General features: G+C 64.1%; 14 protein-coding genes. 6 read left to right on the forward strand and 8 right to left on the reverse strand.

The window, feature by feature from the left end; genetic code table 11:
* The first annotated feature begins 78 nt into the window (after positions 1-78).
* Positions 79-675 carry a 5-formyltetrahydrofolate cyclo-ligase gene (locus BM154_RS07655; protein WP_074881919.1) on the forward strand — a complete coding sequence of 199 codons (597 nt, stop codon included), beginning with the start codon at positions 79-81 and terminating at the stop codon, positions 673-675.
* A 10-nt stretch (positions 676-685) separates the two neighbouring features.
* On the opposite strand, the gene BM154_RS24530 is transcribed toward BM154_RS07655, so the two are convergent.
* Positions 686-817 (reverse strand): hypothetical protein, encoded by a 132-nt coding sequence (locus BM154_RS24530; RefSeq protein ID WP_279626212.1) that lies wholly within the window; start codon positions 815-817, stop codon positions 686-688.
* Between the two features lie 68 nt (positions 818-885).
* On the opposite strand from BM154_RS24530, the gene BM154_RS07660 reads away from it, so the two are divergent.
* A complete protein-coding gene (locus BM154_RS07660; RefSeq protein ID WP_074881921.1) occupies positions 886-1,335 on the forward strand; it encodes an EVE domain-containing protein in 450 nt (149 codons plus the stop codon).
* Here BM154_RS07660 and BM154_RS07665 read toward each other — a convergent pair whose 3' ends face one another.
* Positions 1,336-1,755 carry a flagellar basal body-associated protein FliL gene (locus BM154_RS07665; RefSeq protein WP_074881924.1) on the reverse strand — a complete coding sequence of 140 codons (420 nt, stop codon included), beginning with the start codon at positions 1,753-1,755 and terminating at the stop codon, positions 1,336-1,338.
* A 149-nt stretch (positions 1,756-1,904) separates the two neighbouring features.
* Here BM154_RS07665 and BM154_RS07670 point away from each other — a divergent pair, with 149 nt between their 5' ends.
* Positions 1,905-2,885 carry an NADPH:quinone oxidoreductase family protein gene (locus tag BM154_RS07670; protein ID WP_074881926.1) on the forward strand — a complete coding sequence of 327 codons (981 nt, stop codon included), beginning with the start codon at positions 1,905-1,907 and terminating at the stop codon, positions 2,883-2,885.
* 6 nt (positions 2,886-2,891) lie between these two features.
* Here BM154_RS07670 and BM154_RS07675 read toward each other — a convergent pair whose 3' ends face one another.
* From BM154_RS07675 to trxA, 4 genes are all read right to left on the reverse strand, one after another.
* Entirely contained in the window at positions 2,892-3,869 is a 978-nt protein-coding gene (locus tag BM154_RS07675; RefSeq protein WP_074881930.1) for a CDP-6-deoxy-delta-3,4-glucoseen reductase, read from the reverse strand.
* Complete coding sequence (ubiD, locus tag BM154_RS07680) at positions 3,869-5,335, reverse strand: 4-hydroxy-3-polyprenylbenzoate decarboxylase (protein WP_074881933.1); 1,467 nt, start codon at positions 5,333-5,335, stop codon at positions 3,869-3,871. The genes BM154_RS07675 and ubiD overlap by 1 nt, the downstream gene beginning before the upstream one ends.
* Positions 5,336-5,453: 118 nt before the next feature.
* Positions 5,454-6,713 (reverse strand): transcription termination factor Rho, encoded by a 1,260-nt coding sequence (gene rho / locus BM154_RS07685; protein WP_074881936.1) that lies wholly within the window; start codon positions 6,711-6,713, stop codon positions 5,454-5,456.
* Between the two features lie 239 nt (positions 6,714-6,952).
* Positions 6,953-7,279 carry a thioredoxin TrxA gene (gene trxA, locus BM154_RS07690; protein WP_013789608.1) on the reverse strand — a complete coding sequence of 109 codons (327 nt, stop codon included), beginning with the start codon at positions 7,277-7,279 and terminating at the stop codon, positions 6,953-6,955.
* Positions 7,280-7,522: 243 nt separating this feature from the next.
* On the opposite strand from trxA, the gene ppx reads away from it, so the two are divergent.
* A complete protein-coding gene (gene ppx / locus BM154_RS07695; RefSeq protein ID WP_074881939.1) occupies positions 7,523-9,028 on the forward strand; it encodes an exopolyphosphatase in 1,506 nt (501 codons plus the stop codon).
* On the opposite strand, the gene BM154_RS07700 is transcribed toward ppx, so the two are convergent.
* Positions 9,029-9,319: a DUF2218 domain-containing protein gene (locus BM154_RS07700; protein WP_074881942.1), complete on the reverse strand. Its 291-nt coding sequence runs from the start codon at positions 9,317-9,319 to the stop codon at positions 9,029-9,031.
* Positions 9,320-9,395: 76 nt separating this feature from the next.
* Positions 9,396-11,618 carry a TonB-dependent siderophore receptor gene (locus tag BM154_RS07705; protein WP_074881945.1) on the reverse strand — a complete coding sequence of 741 codons (2,223 nt, stop codon included), beginning with the start codon at positions 11,616-11,618 and terminating at the stop codon, positions 9,396-9,398.
* Positions 11,619-11,965: 347 nt separating this feature from the next.
* Between BM154_RS07705 and BM154_RS07710 the strand changes: the two genes are divergently transcribed.
* On the forward strand, positions 11,966-12,937 hold the full coding sequence (locus tag BM154_RS07710; protein WP_074881948.1) for a helix-turn-helix transcriptional regulator: 972 nt from the start codon (positions 11,966-11,968) through the stop codon (positions 12,935-12,937).
* A gap of 152 nt (positions 12,938-13,089) precedes the next feature.
* Positions 13,090-14,832, forward strand: coding sequence for a potassium/proton antiporter (locus BM154_RS07715; protein ID WP_074881951.1), 1,743 nt, complete (start codon positions 13,090-13,092; stop codon positions 14,830-14,832).
* Positions 14,833-14,903 lie beyond the last annotated feature (71 nt).

A 14,903-nucleotide genomic window follows, 5' to 3' on the forward strand; every position in this document is an offset into this window, starting at 1 on the left:
CAGCGGGCTTTTTATTGGCCGCTCGCCAGCGACCACTTCAGAATGCAGGACTCAGTTTGAAAACGAGAGGATCTGCCGATGATCGAGGCCAGCAACCTGACCCGTGCCCAGCTGCGCCGCACCCTACGCAAAACCCGCCGTGCCCTGCCCAGGGCTGCGCAGCACAAAGCAGCCGCGTCGCTGTATCGGCAACTGGTCCAGCAGCCGATTTTTCGGCGCGCGCGCAGTGTCGCCCTGTACCTGGCCAATGACGGCGAGATCGACCCCCACCTGCTGATCAAGGCCGCCCATGCCCGCGGCAAGCAGGTTTACCTTCCGGTACTGAAATCCTGGCCGCGCACCAGCATGGTGTTCCAGCGACTCGATGCGCACGAAAAGCTGGCCGCCAACCGCTTCGGAATTCCCGAGCCACGCCGCAATGGCAAACGTCAGCGCAAGATCTGGACGTTAGATCTCATCCTGCTGCCCCTGGTGGGCTTCGATCAACATGGCGGCCGGCTCGGTATGGGCGGCGGCTTTTATGATCGCAGCCTGGCCTATCGCGCGCGGCGCAAAAATTGGCACAAACCGACACTGCTCGGATTGGCCCACAGCTGCCAGCAGGTGGACAGGCTGGCCATGGCCAGCTGGGATGTGCCCCTGGATGCCACCGTAACCGATGGCGGCTGGTACTAGTACGCGGGGATCAGAACCCGGCTCGACCGGCTTCAGCAATCGATTTGCCCTGTTGCCACTGGCTTTGCGTATAACCTGTGGTCACCATGCCAAGGCCGAACACCAAGACCAGTACCCACAACAAATCAGGCTTGCGCCGCATACCACCACCTCCAACCGAATGCCCCTTCACGCAGCCCCTGCAGCGCACCGACTCAGAGAGCAAAGTTCATGCCCTATTGGCTGATGAAATCCGAACCCGACGAACTGTCCATCCATGACCTGCAACGCCTGGGCAAGACCCGCTGGGACGGCGTGCGCAACTACCAGGCGCGCAACTTCATCCGCAGCATGCAGGCCGGCGATCAATTCCTGTTCTATCACTCGAGTTGCCCGCAGCCTGGGGTGGCCGGCATCGCCCGTATCGAAGGAGCGCCCTATCCGGATCCTGCGGCGCTGGACCGGCAGAGCCACTATTTCGACGCCAAGGCCAGCGCCGACAAGAACCCGTGGACGGCCATCGACGTGAGCTTCGTCGAGGCGTTCAGGCAGGTCATTCCACTGCCTGAACTGAAAGCGCAGACGGCGCTGGCCGAGCTGCCCCTGGTGCACAAAGGTAGTCGCCTTTCGGTGATGCCCGTCACCGAGGCGCAGTGGACGGCGATCCTGCTGCTGAAGTGATCAGCCCTGCAGGATCAGGTTGTTGAACAGCAGATCCTCGACCAGCGGCACGCCTTCCTCGTCGGTCAGCACTTGCTGTACCTGCTTGAGGGCTTCCTGACGCAGCTTTTCCTTGGCGTCGGCGGTGGCCAGGTTTTCTTCGGTCTGCTGGGAAAACAGCATCACCAGCTGATTGCGGATCAGCGGCTCGTGGTGGGTAACCTTGGCCTCGGCATCCGCGCCGGTGACTCGCAGCGCCACGTCGGCCTTGTAGTACTTGAGCTTGGGCCCGGCGCCGAAGTTGCCTACCAGTGCGGGTGTCAGGCTGTGGTAGATCACCTGCGGCGCGGCGTTTTCGCCCTCGCCCTCCTTCTTTTCCTCATTGGCAAAAGCCGGGATCGACAGGGCACAGGCAAGCAGAAGCGTGAGGAAGGTTTTCACAGGGCGATCTCCATTGGGTTGCCAGCAAGCATAGCAACGCGCGGCGCAGACCCCAATGCTTATGGCGGGTTATCAGACGGGGCCATGCTCGTTGACCAATGCGGCGCCCCACCTAGACTGCTGGGCTAATCCGCTCGAGGTATACCGCGATGAAAGCATTGCTCTGCAAAGCCTTCGGCCCCGCCGAAACGCTGGTACTGGAAGACGTCGACAGCCCGCGCCCGAAAGGCAACGAGGTGCTGATCGAGGTGCAGGCCGCCGGCGTGAATTTCCCTGACACGCTGATCATCGAGGGCAAATACCAGTTCAAACCGCCCTTCCCCTTCTCCCCAGGTGGCGAAGTCGCCGGCGTGGTCAGCGCCGTGGGCGACAAGGTCGCGCACCTCAAGGCCGGCGACCGGGTAATGGCCCTGACCGGCTGGGGCGGTTTCGCCGAACAGGTCGCGGCGCCCGCCTACAACGTGCTGCCGGTCCCGCCAAGCATGGATCTCACCAGCGCCGCAGCCTTTGGCATGACCTACGGCACCTCCATGCACGCCCTCAAGCAACGCGCCAACCTGCAGTCCGGCGAGACCCTGCTGGTGCTTGGCGCCGCCGGTGGCGTCGGCCTAGCCGCAGTGGAGATTGGCAAGGCCATGGGCGCCCGGGTAATCGCCGCGGCCAGCAGTGCCGAGAAGCTCGACGTGGCGCGCAAGGCCGGCGCCGATGAGCTGATCAACTACAGCGAGCAAAGCCTCAAGGACGAGGTGAAAAGGCTCACAGGCGGCAATGGCGTGGACGTGATCTACGATCCAGTCGGCGGCCCGCAGTTCGAGGAGGCGTTTCGCTGCATGGCCTGGAACGGCCGCTTCCTGGTCGTGGGGTTCGCCGCTGGCGGCGGTATCCCGGCATTGCCGGCCAACCTGCCGCTACTCAAGGGCGCAGCCCTGGTCGGCGTGTTCTGGGGTTCGTTCGCCCAACGCCAGCCAGCGGACAACGCCGAGAACTTCCGGCAGCTGTTCGCCTGGCATGCCGAAGGCCAACTCAAACCGCTGATTTCGCGAACCTATTCACTGGCCGATGGCGGCGACGCCATCGACGCACTCGCGCAACGCAAGGCGCTGGGCAAGCTGGTCATTCAGGTTCGCTGATGCAGACTATGCGCCGCCCTGGCGCGGCGCGTAGGCGAACACGTCGGCGCGCATCTGGTGGGCATCCATCCCGGCCTCGACCAGGGCGTCCAGCGTGGCATAGACCATGCTCGGCGAACCACTGGCGTAGACGTGCAGCGCGCGCAGGTCGGCGAAGTCCTCACGAACGGCCTCATGCAACAGGCCGCAGCGCCCCTGCCAGCCGCATTGGTCGCTGACTACCTGATGCAGAAACAGGTTGGGTAACGCCTGCCACTCATCCCAATGGGGCACTTGGTAGAAGTCTTCCGGGCGGCGCGCGCCCCAGTACAGGTGCACCGGATGCTCGAAGCCCCGCGAGCGACACTCCTCGATCAGGCTGTGCATCTGCGCCATGCCGGTGCCGGCGGCGATCAGTACCAGCGGCCCGTCCGGCAGCTCGGCCAGGTGGGCGTCGCCGAACGGCAGTTGCACCCGCGCCGTGCCCTGCTCGCGCAGTTGCTGCAAGAGGTTCAGGGCGCTGGCCTCACGGCCGAGGATATGCAATTCCAGATCACGCCCCTGCTGGGGCGCCGAGGCCAGGGAGAAGGCCGATTTCTCGCCATCCTGGCGCTCGATCAGCAGGTACTGGCCGGCATGGTAGCGTGGCGGTTTGCCGGCCGGTGCACGCAGCAGCACGCGCCACACATCGCCGCCCGCCTCAAGGCAGTCCAGCACCTGGCATCCCAGGCTGCGTACCGGCTGCTCGCCGGGCAGCAGCACGCCATCCCAGTGCAGCAGGCAGTCCTCCAGCGGCTCGGCGATGCAGGTGTACAGCTCGCCGTGGTCCAGTTCGACGCCGTTCTGGCGCACACGGCCCTCGACCAGCAGCGCGGCGCACACATGGCAATTGCCGTTGCGGCAGCTCTGCGGGCAGCTGTAGCCCAGGCGCCGGGCGGCATCGAGGATGGCTTCGCCGGCGTCGACGTCGAGCACCGCGCCGGAGGGTTGCAGGGTGACCTTCATCAATCGATTCCCAACTGGCTCCAGATTTCATCGACCCGCCTGGTGACCGCCTCGTCCTTGACGATGGCCCTGCCCCACTCGCGATTGGTCTCGCCCGGCCATTTGTGGGTAGCGTCGAGGCCCATCTTCGAGCCCAGCCCGGAGATCGGCGAAGCGAAATCCAGGTAGTCGATCGGCGTGTTCTCGATCATCACCGTGTCGCGCTTGGGGTCCATGCGCGTGGTGATGGCCCAGATCACGTCGTTCCAGTCGCGGGCGTTGATGTCGTCGTCGGTGACGATAACGAACTTGGTGTACATGAACTGTCGCAGAAACGACCAGACACCGAGCATCACGCGCTTGGCATGGCCCGGGTACTGCTTCTTCATGGTCACCACCGCCATGCGATAGGAGCAGCCTTCGGGCGGCAGGTAGAAGTCGGTGATCTCCGGGAACTGCTTCTGCAGGATCGGCACGAACACTTCGTTGAGCGCCACACCGAGGATCGCCGGCTCATCCGGCGGCCGGCCGGTATAGGTGCTGTGGTAGATAGGGTCGCGACGACGGGTGATGCGCTCGACGGTGAACACCGGGAAGGTGTCGACCTCGTTGTAGTAGCCGGTGTGGTCGCCGTAGGGGCCTTCCGGCGCGGTTTCGCCCGGGTGGATCACGCCCTCGAGGACGATCTCGGCGCTGGCCGGCACCTGCAGCTCGCTGCCGATGGCTTTGACCAGTTCGGTCCGATGGCCGCGCAAGAGACCTGCGAAGGCGTATTCGGAGAGGGTATCGGGCACCGGCGTCACGGCGCCGAGGATGGTCGCCGGGTCGGCGCCCAGGGCCACGCACACCGGATAGGGTTTGCCCGGATGCTTCTGGCACCACTCGCGGTAATCCAGCGCGCCGCCGCGGTGGCTGAGCCAGCGCATGATCACCTTGTTGCGGCCGATCACCTGCTGGCGGTAGATGCCGAGGTTCTGGCGTTCCTTGTTCGGCCCCTTGGTGATGGTCAGGCCCCAGGTGATCAGCGGCGCCACGTCGCCCGGCCAGCAGTGCTGGATCGGCAGCTTGCCGAGGTCAACGTCGTCGCCCTCCTCAACCACTTCGTGGCACGGTGCATCCTTAAGCACCTTGGGCGCCATGCTGATGACCTTCTTGAAGATCGGCAGCTTGCTCCAGGCATCCTTGAGGCCCTTCGGCGGCTCGGGCTCCTTGAGAAAGGCCAGCAGCTTGCCGATTTCGCGCAGCTCGGAAACGTCCTCGGCGCCCATACCCAGCGCCACGCGCTTGGGGGTGCCGAACAGGTTGCCGAGCACCGGAACGCTGTGGCCCGTGGGGTTCTCGAACAGCAGTGCCGGGCCGCCCTTTTGCAGGGTACGGTCGCACACCTCGGTCATTTCCAGGATCGGCGATACCGGTGCCTTGATGCGCTTGAGCTCGCCGCGCTCTTCCAGGCCGCGGATAAAGTCGCGCAGATCGCGATACTGCATGCTGGAACCTCACTCGAATCGGGGCGCAAAGTTTAGCGCCGAAGTCGGACTTGCAGAACAGTCGATACTACAGACAAACAAAAGCCGGGTTTCCCCGGCTTTTTTGTGCCACCAGCCCTTACTTGCGCTTCATGGACATGAAGAACTCGTCGTTGGTTTTTGTGGCCTTGAGCTTGTCGATCAGGAACTCGATGGCGGCGATCTCGTCCATCGGGTGCAGCAGCTTGCGCAGAATCCACATGCGCTGCAGTTCGTCTTCGGCGGTCAGCAGCTCTTCGCGGCGGGTACCGGCGCGGTTGATGTTGATGGCCGGGAATACACGCTTCTCGGCGATACGACGATCCAGGGGCAGCTCCATGTTGCCGGTACCCTTGAATTCTTCGTAGATCACTTCGTCCATCTTCGAGCCGGTTTCCACCAGCGCGGTAGCGATGATGGTCAGCGAACCGCCTTCTTCGATGTTACGTGCGGCGCCGAAGAAACGCTTGGGCTTCTCCAGGGCATGGGCGTCCACACCACCGGTGAGCACCTTGCCGGAGCTGGGGATCACGGTGTTGTAGGCACGTGCCAGGCGGGTGATGGAGTCGAGCAGGATGACCACGTCCTTCTTGTGCTCGACCAGGCGCTTGGCCTTCTCGATGACCATCTCGGCAACCTGCACGTGGCGGGTCGGCGGCTCGTCAAAGGTGGAGGCGACCACTTCGCCACGCACGGTGCGCTGCATCTCGGTCACTTCTTCCGGGCGCTCGTCGATCAGCAGAACGATCAGGTGGCACTCGGGGTTGTTACGGGTGATGTTCGAGGCGATGTTCTGCAGCATGATGGTCTTGCCCGCTTTCGGCGGGGCGACGATCAGGCCGCGCTGGCCTTTGCCGATCGGCGCGCAGAGGTCGATCACCCGGCCGGTGATGTCCTCGGTGGAGCCGTTGCCGGCCTCCATGCTCAGGCGCTTGTTCGGGAACAGCGGCGTCAGGTTCTCGAACAGGATCTTGTTCTTGGCGTTTTCCGGACGGTCGAAGTTGATGCTGTCGACCTTGAGCAGGGCGAAGTAGCGCTCGCCTTCTTTCGGCGGGCGGATCTTGCCGACGATGGTGTCACCGGTACGCAGGTTGAAGCGGCGGATCTGGCTCGGCGAGACGTAGATGTCATCGGGGCCGGCCAGATAGGAAGCGTCCGCGCTGCGCAAAAAGCCGAAGCCGTCCTGGAGGATCTCCAGCACGCCATCACCGGAAATTTCTTCACCGCCTTTGGCATGTTTTTTCAACAGCGAGAAGATCACGTCCTGCTTGCGCGAACGGGCCATGTTCTCGATGCCCATCTGTTCGGCCATTTCCAGCAGTTCGGTAATCGGCTTTTGCTTGAGTTCAGTCAGATTCATATAGGAATGACGTATTTATAGAGGAGGGAATGGTAAGCATTGAGCTTGAGAGGCCGCACCGCGAGGAGGCGACAGGCGCCCGCTTTATTGTCGAATGTTCGATTAGGAATGCGTCGGCAGCGGCGTGCAGGGGGTCACTTAGGAAAAGCGACGGCCCCGAATGTAACATCGGCTTTGCGGAGGCGTCTAGCCTTCAGGCAGAAAAAAGCCCCGTTGTCTACGGGGCTTTTCGGTGACGCTTACAGGTTGGCGTCGATGAACGCAGCCAGCTGCGACTTGGACAGTGCGCCGACCTTGGTGGCCTCGACGCTGCCGTTCTTGAACAGCATCAGAGTCGGGATACCGCGTACGCCGTACTTGGGCGGGGTGTCCTGATTCTCGTCGATGTTCAGTTTGCAGACCTTCAGCTTGCCCTGGTACTCCTTGGAGATTTCGTCAAGAACCGGAGCGATCATCTTGCACGGGCCGCACCACTCGGCCCAGTAGTCGACCAGTACCGGCCCGTCTGCCTGGATGACGTCCTGATCGAAGCTGGCATCGCTTACATTGGTGATGAATTCACTCATGGGAAGTCTCCGTGTTGGCACGCAATAACGATAAAAGTGGCGGCCATGATAGCCCGGCTAGCGTGACACAGGAAGGCGCCCGCCATTGAGCGTAACCATATAGGTTATCGACACGGGCAATGCAGCCAGGGGCGACATGGCGCTCGGCTGCGGGCCAGGGGAATGCCGGCGACGCGTGTATTCGTTGGCGCGCGCGACCTATCGTGGCACGATGGCGGGGTTCTGCATCGAGATTGACTGATCATGCCGCAAACCCATTCCGAGTCCTTTCCCCTGGTCGCCGCCATCGACCTGGGCTCCAACAGCTTCCATATGGTGTTGGCAAAGGCCGACCACGGCGAGATTCGCATCCTCGAGCGGCTCGGTGACAAAGTACAGCTGGCTGCGGGCATCGACGAGCATCGCCAGCTCAGCGAGGAAGCCATGCAGCGCGGCCTCGACTGCCTGAGCCGCTTTGCCCAGCTGACCAACAGCCTGCCCCAGGGCGCGGTGCGCATCGTCGGCACCAACGCCCTGCGCGAGGCGCGCAACCGGGCCGAGTTCATCCGCCGCGCCGAGGCCTTGCTGGGCCACCAGGTGGAAGTGATTTCCGGGCGCGAGGAAGCGCGCCTCATCTACCTGGGCGTGTCGCATACCATTGCCGACACGCCAGGCAAGCGCCTGGTCGCCGACATCGGCGGCGGCAGCACCGAATTCATCATCGGCCAGCGGTTCGAGCCGCTGCTGCGTGAAAGCCTGCAGATGGGCTGCGTCAGCTACACCCAGCGCTACTTCAAGGACGGCAAGATCACCCCGGCCCGCTATGCCCAGGCCTATACCGCCGCGCGCCTGGAAATCATGGGCATCGAGCATGGCCTTAGCCGCCTTGGCTGGCAGGATGCGGTGGGTGCCTCGGGCACCATCAAGGCCATTGGCCTGGCGATCCAGTCCGCCGGCCTGAGCAACAATGGCGAGGTCACCGCCGAAGGACTGGCCTGGCTCAAGCGCAAGGTATTCAAGTGCGGTGATGTCGAGCGCCTCGACCTGGAGGGCCTGAAACCCGATCGGCGGCCGATCTTTCCTGCTGGCCTGGCGATTCTCGAAGCCATCTTCGATGCCTGCGAACTGAACCGCATGAGCCACTCCGAAGGCGCCCTGCGCGAAGGCGTGCTCTATGACCTGCTCGGCCGCCACCAGCATGAAGACGTACGTGAACGTACCCTGTCGGCGTTCATGGAGCGCTACCACGTCGACCAGGAACAGGCCGCGCGGGTGGAAGCCAAGGCCTTGTCGGCTTTGGAAAAGGTCGCCAAGGACTGGCAGCTGACCGACGACTGGCACCGCGAGCTGCTCAGCTGGGCCGCCAAGGTGCATGAAGTTGGCCTGGACATCGCCCACTACCAGTACCACAAGCATGGCGCCTACCTGATCGAGCACTCGGACCTGGCCGGTTTCTCGCGCCAGGATCAGCAGATGCTGGCCCTGCTGGTACGCGGCCACCGCCGCAACATTCCCAGGGAAAAACTCACCGAGTTTGGTGAGGAGGGTGTGAAGCTGGTACGCCTGTGCGTGCTGCTGCGCTTCGCCATCCTGTTCCATCACATTCGTGGCAGCCAGAACATGCCCAACGTACGCCTGAAGGCGGGTCCCACCAGCCTGGCAATCGAATTCCCCCAAGGCTGGCTGGCCGCCAACCCGTTGACCCAGGCGGACTTCGAAAGCGAAGCCGAATGGCTCAAGCGTATCGACATGACCCTGACCGTCAGCTAATCAGGCACCCTGGGGCTCCCAGGCGATAACCAGGCCATCCTTGCGGGCGAACCGCGGCAGATGGTCGTCGAGCACCGCGCGAATGCGCGCCGCGGCGCCCTCATCGGACGCCTCGCAGTCGAAGCGCAATTGCTCGGCATCGGCGTACATGCGACACAGGCCGAACGGGAAGTCGGCCGTGGCCTGGTGCTCATCGAACTCGACAGCGATCTTGTGGCGGAAGTGCTTGCACAGCTTGGCCATGTACAGCGAGGCCGAGGCGGTAGCCACGGCGCCTTGGAAACGGATCATGCAGGGCTCTCACGGTTCGTATTTATCGGCATCGTAGTGAGCGGGCGCGGTACCGGTTTGCCCGCCCCCGCGCCACTCAGAAGTCGTAGCTCAGGCTGGTGTAGAAGGTCCGGCCAGGCTCGTTGTAGGTGTAGGCGCCGGCCTGCACGGCATTGCCTTCACGGTACAGGCGCTTGTCGAACAGATTGTTGACGCCCGCCCCGACGCTCCAGCCGTCGCCCAGCCGATAGGTGCCATTGAGACCGGCCAGGGCATAGGGTGATATCTCCCGGCGTGCGTCACCGCTCAGCAGGTTGCCTTGGTAGTCGTACTTGCCGGGGGTCTGCCGGCCATACCAGGTGACCGTGGCCTGCAGGGCCAGGGGCTCGCTGACCTGCCAGTCGAGCGTCGAGTTGACGGTGAATTCGGGAATGATCGACAGCGGCTCGCCGGTTTGCTTGTTGGTCGACTGCAGCATGTAGGTGAAGTTGGTGCTCCAGTCCAACGCCGGGCTGAGCGGCACCTTCAGGTTCCCTTCCAACCCTTCGACGACGGCCCTGGGTACGTTCTCCCAGCGGAAGATATCGGCGTTGGCATAGCCGGCATTGCTGCCACCGGTGGCGCTGCCGACCGCCGTTCTGCCGGCCTCGATCTTGTTGCGGTAGTCGTTGCGGAACCAGGTGATGCCCGCCACCCAGCCATCGCGCTTGAACTCGATGCCCAGCTCCTTGTTGATGCTGGTTTCGGCGTCCAGGCCGTCGTTGCCCTGCAGGTAGCAGCTGCCGCCAGCGCCCCAGCAGCCCTGCCCACGGCTGTAGAGCAGGTAATTGGGATTGAGCTGGAACAGGTTGGGTGCCTTGTAGGCGCGGGCGATACCGGCCTTGAGCACCAGTTCATCGCTAAGCGCGTGGGACAGATTGAGCGACGGGCTCCAGTTGCCGCCCACCACGCTGTGCCGGTCGAAGCGCAGGCCCGGCGTCAGGGTGGTGCCGGGCCGCAACTCGATGTTGTCCTCGATGAACACCGAGGCGATGCGCGCCGACGAATCGGTGGGCCGCGAACTGCCACTGATGCCCGGTACCGAGCCCGCCTCGCTGGTGGTCTGGGTGTTGGAGAACGGATCATCCATGCGTTGCTCGCTCCACTCCGCGCCGAGCGTCAGCACCTGCTCCAGCGCACCGGAAAGCGGCAGGTTTACCTCGCTGTGGGCGGTGGTGCTCTGCAGTTCGATGGTGCCAAACAGGCTGCCATTGATGTTGCCTTCCGGTCCACCGGCCAGGCCTTCCTGCAAGCGGCGGTTGCGGGTCTTCTCGTACTGCAGGTAGTTCAGGGTGGTGCCGAACTCCCAGTCGCCGTGGTGAGTGATGGCGTAGCTCTCGCGGTAGACCACGTTGGTTTCCCGGCCCAGCCAGGGCGAACGGAAGCCGGCCAGCGCTGCCGAGGCGCTGTTGTTCATGCTGTCGCCGGCGTAGATGTTGCCCTGGCGGCTGAAACCGGCCTCGAAATCGAGGCTCTGCTCATCGTTCAGACGCCAGGACAAGAGGCTGCTGATGTCCCTGTTGCGCACCCCTTCACGGCCCGCCGTGGAACGCGCGGTCGGATCGACGGTATGGCCGCTGTTGATGTCCTCGTCGTCGGCATCGGTCTTGTTCAGGTTGCCGTAGAGGCGGTAGGAGAGGTTTTCTGCCAGCGGCCCGCTGAGGCCGAAGTTGAAGCGCCGCGTGGCGCCCTCCTCGCTGTGCTGCGGCGCGTTGGCGTACAGGCTGAGGTTGCCGTGGTGCTCCAGGTCGGCCTTCTTGGTGATGATGTTGATCACCCCGCCTGCCGCGCCGCTGCCATAGCGCGCCGCGGCCGGGCCGCGCAGCACCTCGATGCGCTCGACCTGCTCGGCCGGCACCCAGTTGCTGTCGCCACGGGTATCACGGTCACCGCGCCAGCCGTAACGCACGGCGTTTCGCGAACTGACCGGCTTGCCGTCAACCAGAATCAGGGTGTTCTCCGGGCCCATGCCGCGGATGTCGATCTGCCGATTGTTGCCGCGCGCCCCGGAGCCACTGTTGCCGGTCAGGTTGACACCGGGCTGCTTGCGGATGATATCGGCCAGGTCGTTGGCCGGCGGCGCCTTGCGGATGTCCTCGGCGCTGATCACCGAAACGCCCGGTGCCTGCTTGAGTTCTTCCTGGGCCGTGGCCATGACCCGGGTCTCTTCCAGCTCGACGGTCTGATCGACCGGCTCCTGAGCCAGCGCAACCGATCCGCCCGCCAGCAGCACGGCCAGTGCCAGCCGATTGAGCGCCCAAACTCCGTGACCTGTGTTCATCAACCGCCTCCTCCCCAAATAAATACGCAATCGATTCGTATTTGCATGGGGAGATTTTCCCATGGCAAAACGGCCAAAAGGTTTGCACAAACAACAATGATGTTTGCGCCAGATCAACCCGCCAGACATTTACGCTTAGGAATCATTTGCATTTACGCATCTGCCAGCGTTAGGCTTCCCGGGCGTTTCCGATCAGGGTGCAGGCGAATCCATCCATGGTTCGCCGCCGGCACCTGGCCCGTCACAAGCGGGTACTCGGACTCGCGCCAGCCCTCCTTCATCCAGCTGCTACCGCGCGCCGAATCAGCGCCCACGTCAGCCGTCATGCCAGCCGCGAGGCCTCGACCATGAACACCGTCCTTCATCCTCAGGAACTGATCCGGCAGATCGGCCCTGAACTGGGCCCGCAGTTGCGCCTGATCGACAGCGAATCCTCACAGGCCAACCTGTTTCGCGGCAAATTGCGCTGGCTGCATCTGCGCTCGGGCCTGGCGCTGCATTGCAGCGACTGCCATGAGCTGAGCACCTTCAGCACGCAATTGCAGATCGAGCCGCGTCTGAACTTCGTGGTGTTTCTCGATGGCTACAGTGACGTGCGTTACGACGATCGCGCGGTGCGCTTCGGCGCTGAGCACCGGCATGGTGAAGGCATCGCGGTATCGCTGGCCGAACCGGTGCTGTTCTCGCGCCAGGCGCGGCGCGGCAGCCATATCCGCAAGCTGGTGATCAGCCTGGCGCCGCAATGGCTGGAGGCCGGTGGCCTGGACGGCCAGAACCAGTGTGCGGCGATCGATCGCTTCAGCCGCCAGCACCTGGCCATGCTGCGCTGGCAACCCTCGGCGCGGCTGCGCACCCTGGCCGAGCAGATTCTCAACCCGCCGGGCTACAATCCGCTGCTGGAAAACCTCTACCTGGAAAGCCGCAGCCTGGAGATCGCCAGCGAAGCCCTGGCGATGATCAGCCAGCAGGGCAGGCAACCGTTGCAAGGCCTGCGCCCCCACGAACACCAGCGCATTCGCCGGGTGCTGGAACTGCTCGACAGCGGCCAGGCCGATCACTGGAACACCGAGACCATCGCCCGCGAGGCCGGCATCAACATCAACAGCCTGCAGCGCCAGTTCCAGGCCAGCCAGGGCATGACGCTGTTCGAGTACCAGCGCGTACGCAAGCTCAAGCAGGCTCGCGAAGCCCTCGAACGCGATGGCATCAGTGTGACCGAGGCGGCCTGGCGGGCGGGCTATGGCAGTGCCGCCAACTTCGCTACGGCGTTCAAGCGCCAGTTCGGCCTGACGCCCAGGCAGGTGCGCAGCAAGCTCTAGGCAACCTGGCTTCAATCCTCGGACAAGGCCTGCAATCGCCCGCTCAAGACCCTATCCCGCGGCCCAGACGGGCTTTGTAACTATTTTTGACAGTGGCGCAGAAGTGCAGGCTAGAATCGGGCTCGCCTTTTTGCCCGTGGAGTCTTGCCGCCTTGGATGCCAGCACCATCAACAGCCTCCTGCTCGTCGGCGCCCTCATGGTCGGCGCGAGCATCATGGTCAGCTCGCTGTCCTCGCGCCTCGGCATCCCGATTCTGGTCATCATCCTCGCCGTCGGCATGGTCGCCGGCGTCGACGGTGGCGGCATCATCTTCAACAACTACCCGACCGCCTACCTGGTGGGCAACCTGGCGCTGGCGGTGATCCTGCTCGATGGCGGCGTACGTACCCGGGTCGGCAGCTTCCGGGTGGCGCTTTGGCCTGCGCTGTCGCTGGCCACCATCGGTGTGCTGATCACCACCGGACTGACCGGCATGGCCGCCGCCTGGCTGTTCGACCTGAGCCTGATGCAGGGCCTGCTGATCGGCGCCATCGTCGGCTCCACCGATGCCGCGGCGGTGTTCTCGCTGCTTGGTGGCAAGGGCCTCAACGAGCGGGTCAGCGCGACCCTGGAAATCGAGTCCGGCAGCAACGATCCGATGGCGGTGTTTCTCACCGTCACGCTGATCGACATGCTCGCCAAGGGCCAGGGCGAATTCCACCTGAGCTTCCTCGGTCATCTGCTGCAGGAATTCGGCATCGGTGCGGTGCTCGGCCTGGGCGGCGGTTGGCTGCTGCTGAAGATCGTCAATCGCCTGCACCTGGCCCACGGCCTGTACCCCCTGCTGGTGGTCAGTGGCGGCTTGCTGGTGTTCGCCCTGACCAACGCCCTGCACGGCAGCGGTTTCCTGGCCGTGTATCTGTGTGGCCTGGTGCTGGGCAACCGGCCGATCCGCTCGCGCCACGGCATTCTGCACATGCTCGACGGCATGGCCTGGCTGGCGCAGATCGGCATGTTCTTGGTGCTCGGCCTGCTGGTCACGCCCCACGACCTGCTACCCATCGCGCTGCCGGCGCTGGGCCTGGCGCTGTGGATGATCCTCTTCGCGCGGCCGCTGTCGGTGCTGGTCGGGCTGACACCGTTCCGCGCCTTCCATAGCAGGGAAAAGGTGTTTATCGCCTGGGTCGGCCTGCGCGGTGCAGTGCCGATCATTCTCGCCGTGTTCCCGATGATGGCTGGGCTGCCCAATGCCCAGCTGTATTTCAACCTGGCGTTCTTCATCGTGCTGGTGTCGCTGCTGCTGCAGGGCGCCAGCCTGCCCTGGGTGGCGAAGATCCTGAAGGTCACGGTGCCGCCGGACCCGGCGCCGATTTCCCGCGCCGGCCTGGAGGTGCATCCGACCAGCCAGTGGGAGCTTTTCGTCTATCGACTGGGGGCAGAGAAATGGTGCATCGGCGCCCCCCTGCGCGACCTGAAGATGCCGGATTCCACTCGCGTCGCCGCGCTGTTTCGCCACCATCAGTTGCTGCACCCCTCCGGCAGCACGGTGCTGGAGGCCGGCGACATGCTCTGCGTGATCGGCCACGAGCACGACCTGCCGGCCCTCGGCAAGCTGTTCAGCCAGGCGCCGCAGCGCGGCATGGACCTGCGTTTCTTTGGCGATTTCGTGCTCGAAGGCGACGCCCAACTAGGCGCCATCGCCGCGCTTTACGGCCTGGCCACCGACGGGGTGGATCGCTCGCTGTCACTGGGCCGCTTCATCAATCAGCAGATCGGCGGCGGGCCAGTGGTCGGCGATCAGGTCGAGTGGCAGGGCCTGATCTGGACGGTTGCCGAGATGGACGGGAACAAGATCCGCAAGGTCGGCGTCAGATTCCCCGAAGGCGCCCGCCCGGGCCCTGGCCTGTCGTTCTGACAAGCCGCCCGCCAGCCGCCTGTCAGCGCCCGGCCGAGTCGGCCGGGTCGATGCGCGGCGGCTTGTGACAG

The organism is Phytopseudomonas argentinensis, from assembly GCF_900113905.1.
Classification (GTDB): domain Bacteria; phylum Pseudomonadota; class Gammaproteobacteria; order Pseudomonadales; family Pseudomonadaceae; genus Aquipseudomonas; species Aquipseudomonas argentinensis.